General features: G+C 62.2%; 13 protein-coding genes. 9 read left to right on the top strand and 4 right to left on the bottom strand.

Going from position 1 to position 15,254, the window contains the following annotated elements; translation table 11 throughout:
* The first annotated feature begins 5 nt into the window (after positions 1–5).
* Together xdhB and xdhC are read left to right on the top strand one after the other, a co-directional pair.
* Positions 6–2,357: a xanthine dehydrogenase molybdopterin binding subunit gene (xdhB, locus tag ASD03_RS31855; protein WP_057218143.1), complete on the top strand. Its 2,352-nt coding sequence runs from the start codon at positions 6–8 to the stop codon at positions 2,355–2,357.
* Complete coding sequence (gene xdhC, locus ASD03_RS31850) at positions 2,357–3,226, top strand: xanthine dehydrogenase accessory protein XdhC (RefSeq protein ID WP_057218141.1); 870 nt, start codon at positions 2,357–2,359, stop codon at positions 3,224–3,226. The genes xdhB and xdhC overlap by 1 nt, the downstream gene beginning before the upstream one ends.
* A 3-nt stretch (positions 3,227–3,229) precedes the next feature.
* On the opposite strand, the gene ASD03_RS31845 is transcribed toward xdhC, so the two are convergent.
* Positions 3,230–3,607, bottom strand: a complete 378-nt coding sequence (locus tag ASD03_RS31845) for a helix-turn-helix domain-containing protein (protein WP_057218139.1) — start codon at positions 3,605–3,607, stop codon at positions 3,230–3,232.
* Between the two features lie 99 nt (positions 3,608–3,706).
* Between ASD03_RS31845 and ASD03_RS31840 the strand changes: the two genes are divergently transcribed.
* Positions 3,707–4,687: a zinc-binding dehydrogenase gene (locus tag ASD03_RS31840; protein WP_057218137.1), complete on the top strand. Its 981-nt coding sequence runs from the start codon at positions 3,707–3,709 to the stop codon at positions 4,685–4,687.
* Between the two features lie 34 nt (positions 4,688–4,721).
* Here the strand turns inward: ASD03_RS31840 and ASD03_RS31835 are convergent, their stop codons facing one another.
* A complete protein-coding gene (locus ASD03_RS31835; protein ID WP_057218135.1) occupies positions 4,722–5,636 on the bottom strand; it encodes a LysR family transcriptional regulator in 915 nt (304 codons plus the stop codon).
* A gap of 147 nt (positions 5,637–5,783) precedes the next feature.
* Between ASD03_RS31835 and ASD03_RS31830 the strand changes: the two genes are divergently transcribed.
* A complete protein-coding gene (locus ASD03_RS31830) occupies positions 5,784–7,022 on the top strand; it encodes a urate hydroxylase PuuD (protein ID WP_057218133.1) in 1,239 nt (412 codons plus the stop codon).
* Positions 7,019–8,374 carry a guanine deaminase gene (gene guaD, locus ASD03_RS31825; protein WP_057218131.1) on the top strand — a complete coding sequence of 452 codons (1,356 nt, stop codon included), beginning with the start codon at positions 7,019–7,021 and terminating at the stop codon, positions 8,372–8,374. The genes ASD03_RS31830 and guaD overlap by 4 nt, the downstream gene beginning before the upstream one ends.
* Positions 8,375–8,485: 111 nt before the next feature.
* Here guaD and ASD03_RS31820 read toward each other — a convergent pair whose 3' ends face one another.
* On the bottom strand, positions 8,486–9,307 hold the full coding sequence (locus tag ASD03_RS31820; RefSeq protein ID WP_025428601.1) for an IclR family transcriptional regulator: 822 nt from the start codon (positions 9,305–9,307) through the stop codon (positions 8,486–8,488).
* A gap of 169 nt (positions 9,308–9,476) precedes the next feature.
* Between ASD03_RS31820 and gcl the strand changes: the two genes are divergently transcribed.
* The 4 genes from gcl to ASD03_RS31800 all read left to right on the top strand — a co-directional run bounded on the left by gcl (position 9,477) and on the right by ASD03_RS31800 (position 14,385).
* The gene (gene gcl, locus ASD03_RS31815) at positions 9,477–11,261 is read left to right on the top strand and encodes a glyoxylate carboligase (RefSeq protein ID WP_057218128.1); all 1,785 of its coding nucleotides are present in this window, start codon (positions 9,477–9,479) and stop codon (positions 11,259–11,261) included.
* Between the two features lie 26 nt (positions 11,262–11,287).
* A complete protein-coding gene (gene hyi / locus ASD03_RS31810) occupies positions 11,288–12,103 on the top strand; it encodes a hydroxypyruvate isomerase (protein WP_057218126.1) in 816 nt (271 codons plus the stop codon).
* A gap of 5 nt (positions 12,104–12,108) precedes the next feature.
* Positions 12,109–12,993: a 2-hydroxy-3-oxopropionate reductase gene (glxR, locus tag ASD03_RS31805; RefSeq protein ID WP_057218124.1), complete on the top strand. Its 885-nt coding sequence runs from the start codon at positions 12,109–12,111 to the stop codon at positions 12,991–12,993.
* Positions 12,994–13,116: 123 nt separating this feature from the next.
* Positions 13,117–14,385, top strand: coding sequence for a glycerate kinase (locus ASD03_RS31800; protein ID WP_025428605.1), 1,269 nt, complete (start codon positions 13,117–13,119; stop codon positions 14,383–14,385).
* Between the two features lie 40 nt (positions 14,386–14,425).
* On the opposite strand, the gene hpaH is transcribed toward ASD03_RS31800, so the two are convergent.
* Positions 14,426–15,241 carry a 2-oxo-hept-4-ene-1,7-dioate hydratase gene (hpaH, locus tag ASD03_RS31795; protein ID WP_057218123.1) on the bottom strand — a complete coding sequence of 272 codons (816 nt, stop codon included), beginning with the start codon at positions 15,239–15,241 and terminating at the stop codon, positions 14,426–14,428.
* Between the last annotated feature and the right edge of the window lie 13 nt (positions 15,242–15,254).

Here is a 15,254-nt window from a genome sequence, read left to right as displayed (position 1 = left end):
GACCCATGAATGTGATGCAGCCCATCGACCGCATCCGCGGTGGCGTCCACGAAAACGAACGGCACGAGTCCGGCCACAAACATGTGTCGGGAACGGCCGAGTATATCGACGATATTCCGGAACCGGCCGGCACATTGCACGGCTATCTCGGTCTGTCCCAGCGCGCCCATGCCGATATCCTGTCGATCGATTTCGACGCGGTCAGCGCCAGCGAGGGCGTCATCGGTATCCTCACAGCTGACGACATCCCGGGTGAAAACGACATCAGCCCCGCCCACAAGCACGACGATCCGGTGTTTGCAACCGGCAAGGTCGAGTTCTACGGCCAGCCGATGTTCGCCGTCATCGCCACGTCGCGTGAAGCCGCGAGGCGTGCAGCCGTCAAGGTCGAGGTCGAATACCGCGATCTGCCGCATGTGACCGACGTGCTTGAGGCTGCTGCCGCGAACTATCCTCTGGTCATCGATCCGCTGAAGCTGGAGCGTGGCGACATCGAAGCCGGTTTTGCCAGGGCGAAGAACATCGTCGAAGGCGAGATGCGCATCGGCGGTCAGGACCACTTCTATCTCGAAAGCCAGATTTCCTTTGCCATTCCCGGCGAGGACGATGAGGTCCTGGTTTATTCGTCGACCCAGCATCCGAGCGAAACCCAGCACATGGTGGCAACCGTGCTTGGCGTGCCGTCCAACGCCGTGACTGTCAATGTGCGCCGCATGGGTGGCGGCTTCGGCGGCAAGGAAACGCAGGCCAACATCTTCGCCGCCGTGGCGGCCCTGGCCGCAAAGAAATACCGTTGCGCCGTCAAGGTCAGACCTGACCGCGACGACGACATGTCGGCAACCGGCAAGCGTCACGACTTCCACGTCGACTACAAGGTCGGCTTCGATGACGAGGGCCGGATCGAGGCGGTCGATGCGGTGTTTGCGGCGCGCTGCGGCTTTTCCGCCGATCTCTCTGGACCCGTGACCGATCGCGCGCTCTTTCATGCCGACAACTGCTACTTCTATCCGAACGTCCGTCTTCGTTCGAAGCCGTTGAAGACCAACACCGTCTCGAACACTGCGTTTCGTGGCTTCGGCGGCCCGCAGGGCATGGTCGGCGGCGAGCGCATGATCGAGGATGTCGCCTATGCTGTCGGCAAGGATCCGCTCGAGATCCGCAAGCTCAACTTCTATGGCGGCGAGGGCCGCAATCTCACGCCCTATCACCAGACGGTCGAAGACAACATCATCGGGCGCATCATCGAGGAGCTCGAAACGTCGGCCGATTACGCTGCGCGTCGAGAGGCCGTGATCGCCTTCAACCGCGAAAACCACATCATCAAGCGCGGCATCGCGCTCACCCCGGTCAAGTTCGGCATCTCCTTCACCAAGACCGAGTACAATCAGGCAGGCGCCCTGGTGCACGTCTATACCGACGGGTCGATCCACCTCAACCATGGTGGTACCGAGATGGGGCAGGGGCTTTACACCAAGGTCGCCCAGGTGGTGGCCGACGAGTTCCAGGTCGATCTCGATCGGATCAAGGTGACGGCGACGACGACGGGCAAGGTGCCGAATACGTCGGCGACAGCAGCGTCCTCCGGTTCGGATCTCAACGGTATGGCGGCCGCGGATGCGGCGCAGCAGATCAAGGCGCGGCTGGTGCGCTTTGCCGCCGAGCGCTGGAAAGTCGCCGAGGCCGATGTCGCCTTCGAGCCGAATACAGTGCGGATCGGCGCGGATCGCTTAGCTTTCGGCGAGTTCATCAAGCTCGCCTATGGCGCCCGCATTCAGCTTTCAGCTGCGGGTTTCTACAAGACGCCGAAGATCCACTGGAACCGCTCGGAGGGCCGCGGCCGCCCGTTCTTCTACTATGCCTATGGTGCGTCCTGCTCCGAAGTCAGCGTCGATACGTTGACCGGCGAATATCAGGTCGATCGTACCGACATCCTCCACGATGTCGGCCGGTCGCTGAACCCGGCATTGGATCTGGGTCAGGTCGAAGGCGCGTTCGTTCAGGGCATGGGCTGGCTCACGACAGAGGAACTGTGGTGGGATGCCAAGGGTCGGCTGCGCACGCATGCGCCGTCGACCTACAAGATCCCGCTTGCCTCCGATCGACCGCGCGTGTTCAACGTTCGCCTGGCCGATTGGTCGGTCAACCGGGAGGAAACGATCCGGCGGTCAAAGGCCGTCGGGGAACCGCCGTTCATGCTGGGCATTTCGGTTCTGGAGGCGTTGTCGATGGCAGCGGCGAGCGTTGCGGAGTATCGTATTCCCCCGCGCATCGATGCGCCGGCGACGCCGGAACGGGTGCTGATGGCGATCGAGCAGCTGCGAGCCGCCGCAAGGCAAGGGGCTGTAGCACAGGGTTGATGGCGATGGTTGCGAGCCGAGAGGATATCAGGGACTTCCTGCGTCGCGAACCGGACTGCGTTCTGGTCGAGGTGACGGGTGCCGCAGGCTCGACGCCGCGCGACACCGACGCCTGGATGCTGGTGGCGCCGGACGGCCTCTTCGGCACCATCGGCGGCGGCCAGCTCGAATATATGGCGATCGACCACGGTCGGCGCGCGCTGAAGCGCGGCGATAGCGCCGACACGATGACGGTCCCGCTTGGTCCCGAGATCGGCCAGTGTTGCGGCGGGCGCGTCGCGCTCGCCTTCACGCGCATCGATCGGGAGAAAGCCGCCATGTTGATTGAACGCAGCGATCTGGAGATTGCCAGCCGCCCCCATGTCTACGTCTTCGGCGCCGGGCATGTCGGTGATGCGCTGGCGATGGCGCTATCGCTCGTGCCGGTGCGCACTATCCTCGTCGACACCCGCGAGGACGAGCTTTCGGCCGCCGATATCCACGGTATCGAGACCTGCCTGACGGCGATGCCCGAGGTGGTGGTCCGCGATGCGCCGCGCGGCAGCGCCTTCGTGATCCTCACCCATGACCACGCGCTCGACTTCCTGATTGCAGCCGAGGCGCTCAGGCGTGACGACGCTTCCTATGTCGGCATGATCGGCTCGAAGACCAAGCGTTCGACCTTCAAGAACTGGCTGTCACGGGAAATCGGCCGGCCCGATCTTTTCGACCGCCTTATTTGCCCGATCGGCGGCACGGCGGTGAAGGACAAGAGGCCGGCGGTCATAGCGGCCCTGGCCGCAGCCGAGATCATGACCGCCGCTCTCAATCATCATTGGGAAGCGCCGGCTGTCTCCTCGGTCAAGCCAGGCAAGCGCGTCGGCGCCTGACGCTCAGGCGCTTTGGCGCGGCCGGATGATGCAATCGCCGACCTGGTCGAATTCACCCAGTTCTTCGGCGTGACGCTGGCCCCATTCGCACAGGGCAAGCAGGACCGGCTCGAGGCTGTGGCCAAGCGCCGTTGCCGAATATTCCACCCTTGGCGGCACTTCGCGAAAGATCTCGCGATGAACGAGGCCATGTTCCTCCATTTCGCGAAGCTGCTGGATCAGGACTTTCTGGCTGACGGCCGGCACAAGCCGTCGCAACTCCGAAAGGCGCCTCGGACCGTCGAACAGGTGATAGAGGATCACTGCCTTCCATCGCCCGGAGATCACCTTGAGCGCACGCTCGGATGGCAGTGACGGCAGTCTCTTGATGATATCGGCCATGGTTACCAACCGGTCAGTATGGAACAAAAGGGTGTGTAGAGCCGAACGGGAGCCTAAGGCTATCTATGGATCAAAGCCAGTCAAATGAGGTCGAGATCCATGAAAGCAATCCAGTACCGCTCCTTCGGGAGCCCTGAAGTCCTTGAGCTGATCGATATGCCGAAGCCGGTGCCCGCGCACGGCGAAGTGCTGGTGCGGGTCGGGGCGATCGGACTCAATTTCTTCGAAGTTCTGATGCGGCAGGATCGATATGCGGTGAAGCCTGGTTTGCCGATGGTGCCGGGTGTCGAGGTCGCGGGCATTGTCGAGGCGCAGGGCGAAGGCGTGAAAACGCCGGCGGTCGGCACGCGTGTCGCCGTGCCGATGTTCGCCTTCGGCCGCGGGGCGGGCGGGTGCGCCGAATATGTCGCGATCGACGCTGACGCACTCGTGCCGATCCCCGGCGACGTTTCGTTCGAAGTGGCGACAGCGCTGATGATCCAGGGGCTGACGGCGCTTCATCTCGTTCGGCAAAGCAATCCGCAGGGAAAGACCGTGCTGGTGACTGCTGCGGCCGGCGGTGTCGGCTCGCTGCTCATTCAGCTTGCAAGAGAGGCGGGTGCAAAAACGGTAATCGCGCTTGCGGGCGGCGGCGAGAAGGTCGCGTTCACACGCTCGCTCGGCGCGGACCTTGCAATCGACTACAAGGCAGCGGATTGGCAGTCGGAGCTTGGACAGCATCTGGCGGGTGGGTCAGTCGAGACGATCTACGACATGGTCGGCGGATCCTTCACCAAATCCGCGCTTGGTGTTCTGGCGCAAGGCGGTGAGCTCGTCTTCGGCGCGATGGGTCGCTTCGAACTCGAAGCCGCTGACGTCGAACAAATGCTTTCGGGCAATCAATCCCTGCGTGGGTTCGCTCTATTGCCGTTGCTCACGCCGTCCGCCCTGAAAACCGATCTCGGCGATCTGTTTCGTCGCGTGGAGGACGGGCGGCTCAAGGTCCATCTGGGTGGTCGGTTTCCGTTGGATCAGGCGGCAGAGGCGCACCGTGCCATGGAAACACGAAGCACGACCGGTAAGATCGTGCTCGTGCCTTAACCGATCAAGCAGAGCGCTGTTTTAGGCGGGGCTGTCAGGCGAGCATCTTGCCGATCAGCCGCTGACAGCGCTCCGCCATATAGTCGATCATCAGCCGAACCTTCGGGTCCTGGAAGCGCTTGTGCGGATAGATGGCCGCCAGTTGCACGCCGAGCGGCGGTGTCGAGGCAAGGATTGGCACCAGCTCGCCGGTGTTGATGTAGCTCTTCACCTCGAAGAGAGGCTTGTTGATGATGCCGCGACCATCGAGCGCCCATTGGGTCAACACATCGCCATCATCCGAATCGTAAGGCCCGGTCACTTCGAGCTTCCTGACACCCTCAGACGTCTGCAATGTCCAGAAGTACTCCTTGGAACCGGGATAGCGCAGCAGCAGACAGTCATGCTTGTCGGCGATAAGCTCGTCGGGCGTTTGCGGCACGCCGCGCTTCTCGAAATAGGCGGGTGCGCCGCAGACGACGCGCTCGCAGTTCATGATGCCACGCATGCGCAGGTTCGAATCTTCGAGGATGCCGAGCTTGAAGGCGACATCGACGCCTTCCGACAGGATATCGACATTGTGGTCGGAGAGCCTGAGCCGCACCTCGATATCCGGATATTTGTCGTGAAACTCCGGAATGCCCGAGGCGATCAGCCGCCGACCTATCCCCAACGGAGCGGTAATCTTCAGTGCACCCTTCGGATTGTGCGACAGATCCGCGATGGCGTTCTCCGCCTCATTGACAGCTTCGAGAATCTTGACGGCACCGTCGTAGAACACACGGCCGTGCTCCGTCGGGGTCAGCTTGCGTGTCGTCCGATTGAACAGCCGAACGCCCATGTGGCGCTCCAACTCTTTGATTCTATTGCTGGCAACCGCCGGCGTTACGCGCTGGTCGCGACCAGCTGCCGACAGGGTTCCAAGCTCTACGACGCGTACGAAGACGCGAACATTGTCCAGATATGACATGCCTCCCGATCTCTCCTCCGGGCCCTATCTAACGCATCCATTCCGTCGCGATTTTATAGATTTTTTTGAAAGTGTTGGTGAACCAGCGACGTTCCCGCGGCCTCCAGCAATGACACATAATGCGCCACGGAGAAATGGGAGAATTGCATGTACGAGTATGCCATAGCCTGGGATTGGCTCACCTTTGCCATGAGATGGCTACACGTCATCACCGGTATCGCATGGATCGGTTCGTCGTTTTATTTCGTCGCGCTCGATCTTGGCCTGAAGAAAAGACCCGATCTGCCTGTTGGAGCCTATGGCGAGGAATGGCAGGTCCACGGCGGCGGCTTCTATCATATCCAGAAGTATCTGGTGGCTCCATCAAACATGCCGGAGCACCTGATCTGGTTCAAATGGGAATCCTACGTCACCTGGCTTTCCGGTTTCGGCATGCTGTGCATGGTCTATTACGCCGGCGCTGACCTTTATCTGATCGACCCCAATGTCCTCGACGTGTCGAAGACGACGGCGATCGCCATTTCGCTGGCCTCGATCGGCTTCGGCTGGCTTGTCTATGACACGATCTGCAAGTCGCCGGCCGGCCGCGACAACACCAAGCTGATGGTGCTCCTGTATTTCATCCTCGTCGGCATGGCCTGGGGCTATACGCAGCTTTTCACCGGCCGCGCCGCCTTCCTGCATCTCGGCGCCTTCACCGCGACGATCATGTCGGCAAACGTCTTCTTCATCATCATCCCGAACCAGAAGATCGTCGTTGCCGACCTGATCGCCGGCCGCACGCCGGACGCCAAATACGGCGTCATCGCCAAGCAGCGTTCCACGCACAATAACTACCTGACGCTGCCTGTGCTGTTCCTGATGCTGTCGAACCATTATCCGCTGGCCTTCGGCACCCAGTACAACTGGATCATCGCCTCGCTGGTGTTCCTGATGGGCGTCACCATCCGCCACTATTTCAACACCCGTCATGCCGACAAGGGCAATCCGACCTGGACGTGGCTTGCGACCGCGCTGCTCTTCATTGTCATCATGTGGCTGTCGACCGTGCCGAAGATCCTGAGCGGCGACGAGGAGGCGAAGGTTTCGGCGGCGCAGCAGCCGTTCGTTACCGCCGAGGCCTTTCCGAAGGTTCGCGACACTGTGCTTGGCCGCTGTTCCATGTGCCACGCCAAGGAGCCCGGCTGGGAAGGGCTGGTCGTGCCGCCGAAGGGCGTGACGCTGGAGACCGACGGCGAGATCGCCGCGCACGCACGCGAAATCTATCTGCAAGCCGGCCGTTCGCACGCGATGCCGCCGGCCAATGTCACCGGCATATCGGACGAGGAGCGCAAGCTCCTCGTCGCCTGGTATGAGACGGTCGTAAAGGGAGAGAAGGTTCAATGACCGATTTGCTGATCCGCGGCCGCGTGCTGACGTTTGTCGAGGCGCCCAAAGGCATCGACGACCACGCCTCCTATCGCTACTTCGAAGATGGCGCCGTTCTGGTGCGCAACGGCAAGGTTGCCGATATCGGCGAGCATTCGGATGTTGCCCGCAGGGCCGGGCCAGCGGTCAAGGTTGCCGATCATCGACCGAACCTGGTGTTGCCGGGCCTGATCGACACGCATCTGCATTTCCCGCAGACGCAGGCGATCGCCTCCTATGGTGCGCAATTGCTCGAATGGCTGAACACCTACATTTTCGTCGAGGAACAAAAGTTCCGCCAGCCGGAGCATGCTCAATTCATCGCCGGCCGGTTCATGGACGAGCTGCTTTCCAACGGCACCACCACGGCCGTTGCCTATTGTTCGGTGCATCCGGAGAGTGTCGATGCCTACTTCGGCGCTGCGGAAAGCCGCGGCATGCTGATGATCGGCGGCAAGGTAATGATGGATCGCAATGCGCCCGATGCGCTGCGCGACACGCCTCAACTCGGATATGACGAGACGAAGCAACTGATCGGCAAGTGGCACGGCCGCGGCCGCGCCCACTACGCCATCAGCCCGCGTTTCGCCATCACCTCGACGCCGGAACAGATGGAGATGAGCCGGGCGCTCGTCGCCGAACATCCCGAATGCTACGTCCAGACGCATCTGTCCGAAAACAAGGACGAGATCGCTTTCGCGACGTCGCTCTACCCGGAAGCGAAGGACTATACCGACATCTATGCACGCTACGATCTTTTGACCCGCAAGACGTTGCTCGGGCACTGCATTTACCTCAGCGATCGCGAGATCTCGGTTCTCGCCGAGACCGGCGCCGTCGGCACTTTCTGCCCGACCTCGAACCTGTTCCTCGGTTCGGGCCTCTTTGACCGCGACCGTTTCGACAAACTCGGCGCGCGCTGGTCGGTGGCAACCGACGTCGGCGCCGGCACCAGCTTCTCGATGCTGGAAACCATGGATGAGGCCTACAAGGTTCTTCATCTGCAGGGTCAGCGGCTTTCGCCGTTCAACTCGTTCTACATGATGACGCTCGGCAACGCGCGGGCGCTCGATCTCGACGACCGCATCGGCTCGCTGCATATCGGCGCCGACGCCGATATCGTCGTGCTCGACAGTCGCGCCAAGCCGTCGATGGAGCTGAGAATGCGCGTGGCCAAGACGCTCGCCGAGGAACTCTTCATCCTGCAGACGATGGGCGACGACCGATCGGTGGCCGAAACCTATGTTGCCGGCAAGCCGATGAAACATCGTGCCAGCAACCAGGCAGCCGAGACAGAAGCCACGGGCGGCCGGAAACTCGAGACGGTCTGAACCATCGCGGAAGCCTGGTCTCCCAACGTTCGACGCTGAACGTTCCAACTCAACGCCGCGTACGCAAGCCTCCCCCCACAAGGGGAGGCTTTCTTGTCAAAGATCTCCTTATCAGAGATCTTCGGGGCGCTTGCCGCCCATGGCCCGGGTCAAGGCATCGGCGCGCTCGCGCACGACCGGTCCCAGCACTAAGAGCTTGTCGTCATTGACGCGCACGGATGGTCCTGAGATCGAGATCCCGGCGATCGTTTCCCCATATTCGTTGAAGATCGGCGCTGCCACGCAGCGCATGCCGAGCGTGTGTTCCTCGTCGTCGATCGACCAGCCGCGCTGGCGGATCTTCTGGATGTCCTGCAGCAGCGCCGACAGGTTGTCGCGTGTCTTGTCGGTGAAATGCGCCAGGTCGCGTCCAGCCAGCAGATGCGCGACATCCTTGTCGGCCCAGGTCGACAGGATCGCCTTGCCGATTCCGGAGGCATGGATCGGCCCGCGCCGGCCGGGGCGGAAGAAGGCCCGCATCGGGGCATGGCTTTCCACCTGCGAGATGAAGACGACATCGCCGCCTTCTTCGATGCCGATATTGGCAGTCTCACCGCTTTCTTCCATCAGCTGTTTCAGAAACGGACGGCTGATGGTGCCGAGCTTGCGGAAGCGCAGATAGGCGTTGCCGATCTCGAATGCCTTGAGGCCGATCGTCCAGGCGCCGGTGTCGGGGTCGTTCATCACCATGCCGTGGTTGGCCAGAGACGTCAGCAGCCGGTGCACGGTCGATGGCGCCATGCCTGTGACATCGGACAAGTTCGTCAATGTCGAGCCGTCGCTTTCGGCAACGACCGCCAGCAGCGTCAGGCTACGGTCGAGCACCTGCACGGAGCCGGGCGCTGCGTTTTCGCCCGCCTTTCGGCCGCGTTTTCCCTTGCCTGTCGCATCCATGATCCATCCTCCAGCAGCCGAGTCATTCCTATCATCCTCTAGCAGGACCAGGATTGATTGTTTCGAAATTCTTGAAGATGTTTATTTCCATCTGATGGAAATGAATTCCATTTAAATGTTGAACATTGATGACAATGGGGTATCGTCTCATCAAATAGGAGGAGTTCCCATGGCTAAGATGCGTGCCGTTGATGCGGCTGTTTACGTTCTTGAGAAAGAGGGCATCGATTGTGCCTTCGGCGTGCCCGGTGCGGCAATCAATCCGTTTTATTCCGCTCTGAGGGCGCGCGGCTCGGTTCGCCACATCCTTGCCCGCCACGTAGAGGGCGCCTCGCATATGGCGGAAGGCTACACCCGCGCCAAGCACGGCAACATCGGCGTTTGCATCGGCACGTCAGGCCCGGCCGGCACCGACATGATCACCGGCCTTTACTCGGCTTCCGCCGACTCGATCCCGATCCTCTGCATCACCGGGCAGGCGCCGCGCGCCCGCCTGGACAAGGAGGATTTCCAGGCCGTCGATATCTCCAAGATCGCAGCACCCGTCACCAAGTGGGCTGTCACCGTCATGGAGCCGGCGCTGGTGCCGTTCGTCTTCCAGAAGGCTTTTCACCTGATGCGCTCCGGGCGGCCCGGACCGGTGCTGATCGACCTGCCGGTCGACGTTCAGCTGGCCGAGATCGAATTCGATCCCGAGACGTATGAGCCGCTCGAGCCCTACAAGCCGAAGGCGACGCGCGCGCAGGCCGAGAAGGTCATTGCGATGCTGAACGAGGCCGAGCGGCCGTTGATCGTTGCCGGTGGCGGCATCATCAATGCCGACGCCTCGGATCTCTTGACCGAATTTGCCGAGATCACCGGTATCCCGGTCATTCCGACACTGATGGGCTGGGGCACGATCCCGGACGATCATCCGCTGATGGCCGGCATGTGCGGCCTGCAGACGTCGCATCGCTACGGCAATGCCAGCATGCTCGCCTCCGACTTCGTGCTCGGCGTCGGCAACCGTTGGGCAAACCGCCACACCGGCAACATACCGACCTATACCGAGGGTCGAAAGTTCGTTCACGTCGATATCGAACCGACGCAGATCGGACGCGTCTTCGCGCCGGATTTCGGCGTCGTCTCAGACGCGGGGGCAGCGCTGAAGCTTTTCCTTGACGTTGCGACGGAATGGAAGACCGCCGGCAAGCTGCGCGACTGGTCGGGCTGGGCGCAAGAATGCCGCGAGCGCAAGCGGACCATGCTGCGCAAGACCCATTTCGACCAGACGCCGCTAAAGCCGCAGCGCGTCTATGAAGAGATGAACAAGGCCTTCGGCCGCGACACCTGCTATGTCTCGACCATCGGCCTCAGCCAGATCGCCGGCGCGCAGTTCCTGCACGTCTACAAGCCGCGCAACTGGATCAATTGCGGCCAGGCCGGCCCGCTCGGCTGGACCCTGCCGGCTGCCCTTGGCGTGCGTGCCGCCGATCCCGATCGGCCGATCGTAGCACTTTCCGGCGACTATGATTTCCAGTTCATGATCGAGGAACTGGCGGTCGGCGCCCAGCACAAGCTGCCCTACCTGCATGTCGTCGTGAACAATTCCTACCTCGGCCTCATCCGCCAGGCGCAGCGCGGCTTCAACATGGATTTCGAAGTCAGCCTCGCCTTCGACAACATCAATGCGTCTGAAGACGCGGAGAAGGGCTATGGCGTCGACCATGTCGCCGTCGCCGAGGGTCTCGGCTGCAAGGCGATCCGGGTGCGCAGCCCCAACGAGTTCCAGGAAGCGTTCGACCGGGCACGCGCCCTGATGGATGAGCACCAGGTTCCCGTCGTCATCGAGTTCATCCTCGAGCGCGTCACCAACATCGCCATGGGTGCGGACATCAACGCCGTCGTCGAGTTCGAGGAACTGGCGGCGCGTGGCGAAGATGCACCGACCGCGATCGAAGCGCTTCTCGATTGAAAACTATCACAAGGAGGAAAAATCGCATGGCGAAGTTCGCTGCGAACCTGACAATGCTGTTTACCGAGGCGCCGTTCCTCGATCGTTTTGCCCTTGCTGCAAAAGCCGGCTTCGAAGGTGTCGAGTATCTCTTCCCCTACGAGTTCGAGAAGGTCAGCCTGCGCGCCGAGTTGCAGCGTTACGGCCTGAAACAAGTGCTGCACAACCTGCCGGCCGGCAACTGGGCCGGCGGCGAGCGCGGCATCGCCATCCTTCCCGACCGGATCGACGAGTTCCGCAAGGGCGTGGCGAGCGCCATCGACTATGCGACCACGCTTGATTGCAAACAGGTCAACTGCCTGGTCGGCATTGCGCCGGACGGGGTCTCGGAAGCCGTGCTGCGCACCACGCTGGTCGCCAACCTCAAGCTCGCCGCGAGCGAACTGGGCAAGCAGGGCATTTGCCTGCTGATCGAGCCGATCAACCACTTCGATATTCCCGGCTTCTACCTCAACACGGTCGAGCAGGCCGCTTCGATCATCGACGAGGTCGGCAGCGACAACCTCTTCATCCAGTACGACCTCTACCATCAGCAGCGCACGCAAGGCGAACTCATCGGTACCTACAGGCGCTTTGCCGGCCGCATCGCCCATGTCCAGCTTGCCGATAACCCGGGCCGCAACGAACCGGGTACGGGCGAGATCAACTATCCCTACGTCTTCGATGCGCTCGAAGAGGCGGGCTACGACGGTTGGATCGGCTGCGAATACAAGCCGCGCACGACCACGGCCGAGGGCCTTGGCTGGCTTGGCGCCGAGCGCAAGCGCACGCAATCCGCAGATATCATCAAGATCAGGAGTTAAGCACAATGGCAACGATCGGCTTTATTGGACTGGGCATCATGGGTACGCCGATGGCACGCCATCTGCAGGATGCCGGGCATACGATCATCACTTCGAAATTTGCGATCCCGCCGCGGCAGGAACTGCTCGACAATGGCCTGACGTTTGTCGAGACGCCGAAGGCACTTGCCGAGGCGGTCGACACGATCATCCTGATGCTGCCGGACACCCCTGAAGTGAAGGACGTTATCTTCGGCGAGAACGGCGTCGCCTACGGCCTTTCCAAGGGCAAGTTGGTCATCGACATGAGCTCGATCTCGCCGATCGAGACCAAGGAGTTCGCCAAAAAGATCCGCGAAACCGGTGCGGAATACGTCGACGCGCCAGTCTCCGGCGGCGAAGTCGGTGCCAAGAACGGTTCGCTTTCGATCATGGCCGGCGGCTCTCAGGAGAGCTTCGACCGGGCCTTGCCGTTGTTCCAGCTGATGGGCAAGAACATCACGCTCGTTGGCGATTGTGGTGATGGCCAGGTGACCAAGGTCGCCAACCAGATCATCGTCGCGCTGACGATCGAAGCGGTGTCCGAGGCGCTCGTCTTCGCGTCGAAGGCCGGTGCCGATCCGGCGCGGGTTCGCGAAGCATTGATGGGTGGTTTTGCCTCCTCGCGCATTCTCGAAGTGCATGGCGATCGCATGATCAAGCGCACCTTCGATCCGGGCTTCCGCATCTCGCTGCACCAGAAGGATCTGAACCTGGCGCTGCAGGGCGCAAAATCCCTCGGCATCTCGCTACCGAACACGGCAGCGACGCAGGAGCTGTTCAACAACTGCGCCGCCAATGGTGACAGCGGGCTTGACCATTCCGGCCTGGTGCGTGCCCTTGAGCGCATGGCGAACCATCAGGTCGCCTGAAGCACCGCTACGACAGCATGAAAATACGCATGATCGACCGGCGGCCCGTTCCGTCTGCCGATCGTGCCTCCGGGCGGCGGAAGGAGGAGCCGCCGCCCGAGATCTTGGATGAAGGGGAGAGACATGGCAGCCATTGCCGATCCGCGCACGTTTCTGGAAACGCTGTTCACATCGGCGGTTGCCGCTGCCGACCCGGCACTGGTGATTGCCGCCAACCTGCCGGAGCGGCCGAAGGGCCGGACCGTGGTCGTCGGCGCCGGCAAGGGTGCGGCACAGATGGCGCAGGCCTTCGAGCGACATTGGGATGGTCCGCTTTCCGGCGTCGTCGTCACCCGCTACGGCTACGCAGCCCCTTGCCAGCGTATCGAGGTGCTGGAAGCATCGCATCCGCTGCCGGATGAAAGCGGTCTGCAGGCCTCTCGGCGCTTGATCGCCGAGGTCAGCGGCCTGTCGGAAGACGATCTGGTCGTTGCTCTTGTCTGCGGTGGTGGATCGGCCCTGCTGCCGTCACCACCTCCAGGCCTTTCGCTGGACGATGAAGTCGCCGTCAACCGGGCGCTGCTCGCCTCGGGCGCGCCGATCAGCGCCATGAATGCGGTGCGCAAGCACGTCTCATTGATCAAGGGTGGCCGGCTCGCGGCCGCGGCCTATCCGGCGAAGGTCGTTTCACTCATCGTATCTGATATTCCCGGCGATGACCCGGCGCTGGTCGCCTCCGGCCCGACCCTGCCCGACGCAAGCACTCGTGCCGACGCCCTGAAGATCATCGAGCGCTATGGCTTGCAATTGCCCGAAAAGGTTCTGGCGTGGCTCGCCGATCCGGCTGCCGATGCGCCGTCGCCGTCCGACCCGCGTTTCGCTGCCAACGAAGTACGCCTGATCGCATCCGCTTCCGTCTCGCTCGAGGCGGCTGCCGCCAAGGCGCGGGAGGCCGGCATCGAGGCAATCATTCTCTCCGACGCAATCGAAGGCGAGGCGCGTGACGTCGGCAGTGTTCACGCGGCAATCGCCCGTGAGGTCGCAGGCCGCGGCCGCCCCTTCGCGAAGCCCGTTGTCGTTCTTTCCGGCGGCGAGACGACCGTTACCATGCGCGGGGCAGGCAAGGGCGGACGCAACAGCGAGTTCCTGCTGTCGCTGGCCCTTGGCATTGATGGCGCCATTGGCGTTTCGGCGCTTGCCGCCGATACCGATGGCATCGACGGTTCCGAGGACAATGCCGGCGCCTTCGCCGACGGAACGACGATCGCCCGGCTCGCCGCACAGCGGCTCGACGCCGCAGCACTCCTACAGCGGAATGATAGCTGGAGTGCCTTCGACGCGCTCGGCGATATCTTCAAGCCCGGGCCGACCGGCACGAATGTCAATGATTTCCGCGCAATCCTGGTACAATAGCACGCGAGGATAGGGTGCCTAAGACATTGGTGCCGCTGGGTCAGGCGGCGCTTTGGGCGAAGTGGCAGCTGACTGTGCCATGATTGCCGAAATCGGCAACGAAAGTGTCGCCGCTGCGCGCCTCCACCGCACGCACGAACGAGCCGGAAAGCACGATCTGGCCCGGTTCGATCGCGTCGCCATACTGCGCCAAGCGGTTGGCGAGCCAGGCGATGCCATGGGCGGGATGATTGAGAACGCCCGCCCCCAATCCAGTTTCTTCCACTTCGGCGTTGCGCGAGAGGATGGCGCCCATCCAGCGCATATCGACCGCGTCGGGGCGCATCGGTCGTCCGCCAAGGATCAGCCCGGCATTGGCCGCATTGTCGGCGATCGTATCGGCGATCCCTCGGGCCTGCTGTGTCTCGGGATCGCGTCTGACGATGCGGGTGTCGAGGATCTCCAGCGCGGGGATCACGAAGTCGGTGGCGTTGAGCACGTTCAGGATGGTGACGCGCGGCCCTTTGAGCGGCGCCTTCATCACGAAGGCGATTTCGGCCTCTACGCGAGGCTGGATGAAGCGATCGGCGGGAATGGTTGCACCATCCTCGAACAGCATGTCGTCGAACAGCACGCCGGAATCCGGTGTGTCGATATCAAGCGCCTGCTGCATGGCCTTTGACGTCAACCCGATCTTGAAGCCGATGATCCGTCGGCCGAGGTCCCGCTTGCGCCGCACCCAGGCGGATTGAACCGCATAGGCGTCGTCTATCGTCATCCCCGGATGTTTGAGGGACAACAGGCCGACCTGGCTGCGATCGATTTCGGCCTGGTGAAGGCTCTCGGCTGCTTGCGAAATCTCGGCAGGGCTGAGCATGCGACCGTTTTCC

The organism is Ensifer sp. Root127 (assembly GCF_001425225.1).
Classification (GTDB): domain Bacteria; phylum Pseudomonadota; class Alphaproteobacteria; order Rhizobiales; family Rhizobiaceae; genus Ensifer; species Ensifer canadensis.
The sequence above is the reverse complement of the archived record's forward strand: the minus strand, read 5'-3'. Positions and strand labels throughout refer to the sequence as shown.